The sequence below is a fragment of the Vicinamibacteria bacterium genome (assembly GCA_035620555.1).
Classification (GTDB): domain Bacteria; phylum Acidobacteriota; class Vicinamibacteria; order Marinacidobacterales; family SMYC01; genus DASPGQ01.
The window spans coordinates 1-2,824 of the sequence record DASPGQ010000279.1; the positions used below are offsets into that span (position 1 = coordinate 1).

Below are 2,824 nucleotides of genomic sequence, written 5' to 3' on the forward strand. Positions count from 1 at the left end.
GTGCCGCTCACGTGGAAGCCGCCGATGAGAACGGGTACGCCTTCGCGTCGCAGCGCCAAAGCGATGTCCGTCGCACGACAGAACTGGTTCGTCTGAACTCCCACCAGTGAGACAACGACCCGGTCTCCGGATCTCTGATTCAGCCGGATCATTCTTCGCAACGGGACCTTTTGAACCGCTTCATCGATGAGATGCACCTTGAGGTCGACGTCCTCGAGGAGCCCCCTCTGGCGCACATCCTCGGTGAGGCCGTGGAGGCAGGCAAGGGTGTTGCTCGGGAGCACACCGCGCCAGTGCCGTACGACGTAGCCCTCGTCGTCGTACTTCGACGGTTTGACGAGAAACAGATGAAAACGCGACCCTCGAGCAGCACGCGTCATGACAGGTCCTTCCGATTGCTCCGTCCTCAACGCCATTTCCGACTGAGGCGTGCAGCGTACCCTCGCCAGTCATTGCGAAGAAGACTACGGAGTATCCCGTCTGCCTCGCTGTACGGCGCGGAGTCGGGAATACTCGTGCCCATGACAAACTCTACAATCCGCCGAGATGGTTCCCCCGCAGCGCGATGCCACGAGGCAGCGAGTCGCGCCGAGCACTCGCGCACCTGCCGCTCCGTGCCAGATTGCCAGATCCCGTCGTTTCCCGTTTGAAACCGTGATTAGCCACTGCCGCCTCGCATTCCTACCGCCGCACGACGAGCTTGGAATCGACGCTCTTAACGCCGTTGACCGATCTCGCCAGACCGACAGCCTGGTCTTCTTCCGCGGCGTCTTGGACCGTCCCGCTCAGTGTGACCTTCCCATCGGTCGTATCCACGTTGATTTTCATGGCAGACACCACGGGATCGTCGGCCATCCTCATCTTGATCGCCGCGGTGATGCTCGCATCCGTGGCCGTACCACCCACCTGCTGAGCGGCTTCCTTGGCGCCCGCTCCCACGGCAATACCGGTATTCTTCGTGGCCGTACAACCCGACGCCAGGAAAGCAGCGAGACAGATGAGGGGGATCGAGAACCGTAAGTTATTCATGTTTTGGTTTCCTTTATTTGTGTTCTACTCATTCGCAACTCCATCGTCGGGCTCCTTCGCCTCTTTCGGCTATCGTCGTCTTCGTCAGACGGCCGGACATCGGTTCGAGAAGCAAGCGCCGTGCCAGTGGCCGCCCGGTTGTGGAAAGGCGCACCGGTCCCGGTGATGCCGTCTTGGTCCTTCTGTTCGATGGCCGTCAGAACGGCGATGATTGGAAGCGGGATGCTGCAATTTGTAGAAAAGGGGTTGACGAGAAGGCTCGAATTCTCGAGTCGGCGGTGCTGGGCGCTGTCCGCGGCCGTCGACGCTTGCAACAATCTACGCAAAAAAAGAGAATCCCATAAGAGCCGCGTCGGTTGTGTCCGACTGGTAAACTGCTGCACCTTGAGATTTTCAACACGCATCAGCCCCCGCAAGAAAGCAGATAGAGATAAGGGTGAAACGCCCATCTGGACCTACCATCCTGTCGCTGACTTCGACGTTGAGAAGCGACAACTCAACGTGTTTACCGCGCCTTTGCTCGAGGCTTTCCTAGAAGGGTCGACGTCGACCCTCTCGCCGTTGCACCCGGTGGAGGAATCGCTTTCCCTGAGCGCAATCCGCACCCGGATGTGTGGCGCCGTCGAGCGCGGCTCGGGCGACTCACAGCGCCGGGGTGCGGGGAACCGACGCTCCGCCTGCGGTCTCAACCCGGTGAACCGGGGGGGTTGCCGCCCATCAACCATGACCCTTCGAAAGCCCCTGAGTGTCGCGCTATGAGTGAAGAACCGCACGTTGATGAAGCTCTCTCCCGGCTACCGAAGGAACTCGTCGATCGCCTGACCAGACCGTTCGCGCGGTTCTTGCTCATCGAGGCCGCCGGAGGCGCCGTTCTTCTGCTATTCACTGTCGCGGCTCTCGTTCTATCCAACTCCCAGTGGGCTCATCTTTTTTCGAATGCTTGGGAGACCCGGGTAGGTTTTCAGTTCGGCTCTTTCGAGCTCGCCCGTTCGTTGAGAGATTGGATCAACGACGGGTTGATGACGTTGTTTTTCTTCCTTGTCGCGTTGGAACTCAAGCGAGAGTTGACCCTGGGCGAGCTGAAGGACCCACGCGTGGCCGCGCTGTCGATTGCGGCTGCCCTCGGTGGCATGCTCGTGCCCGCCGTGTTGTATCGAACGCTGCAATCGGGCCATCCCGGCGAGACCGGTTGGGGCACGGTCATGGCAACCGACACCGCGCTCGTCATCGGTTGCCTGGCGCTTCTGGGGTCGCGCATTCCCCACAGCCTGCGCGTGTTCATGCTTTCGTTAGCGATCGTTGACGACATCGGTGCCATTCTTGTCGTGGCAATCGGCTACAGTAGTCACATTTCCTGGGGTGCGCTCGCCGCGGGTGTACTTGGCGTCGCGATCGTGCTGGCAATGGCGTTGGTCGGCGTCCGAAGCATTCCGCTCTACTTTCTGGTGGGGGCTCTCGTCTGGCTCGCCGTGGATGCGTCCGGCATCCACGCAACGATCACTGGCGTGATACTCGGTTTGCTGACACCGGTCCGCAGATGGGTCAGCGACGAACGTTTGTATTCCCTGCTGAGCCAGGTCGTCGCTCATCCAGCGGGTAACGAGACGAGTGGTGGCACAAAAGACCGACAGACATTGCAGGTGGCAGAGATCGCCGCGCGCGAATCGTTGTCCCCGGTCGAACGGTTGGAGATTGCGCTACACCCGTGGGTCGGTTTCGTCATTATGCCGCTCTTTGCATTCGCCAACGCTGGGTTGCCGCTATCGTTGGGCGATTTCGGCAATTCGGTCACGGT

3 protein-coding genes are annotated in these 2,824 nt (G+C 60.2%); 1 reads left to right on the plus strand and 2 read right to left on the minus strand.

The features are described from left to right. Together VEK15_11450 and VEK15_11455 are read right to left on the minus strand one after the other, a co-directional pair. On the minus strand, positions 1-380 hold a 380-nt coding region (locus tag VEK15_11450; GenBank protein HXV61302.1), incomplete at its 3' end, for a radical SAM protein. A gap of 301 nt (positions 381-681) precedes the next feature. After that, positions 682-1,029 carry a BON domain-containing protein gene (locus VEK15_11455; protein HXV61303.1) on the minus strand — a complete coding sequence of 116 codons (348 nt, stop codon included), beginning with the start codon at positions 1,027-1,029 and terminating at the stop codon, positions 682-684. Between the two features lie 755 nt (positions 1,030-1,784). Here VEK15_11455 and nhaA point away from each other — a divergent pair. Then, positions 1,785-2,824: Na+/H+ antiporter NhaA (gene nhaA, locus VEK15_11460; protein ID HXV61304.1), on the plus strand; the 1,040-nt coding region annotated here is incomplete at its 3' end.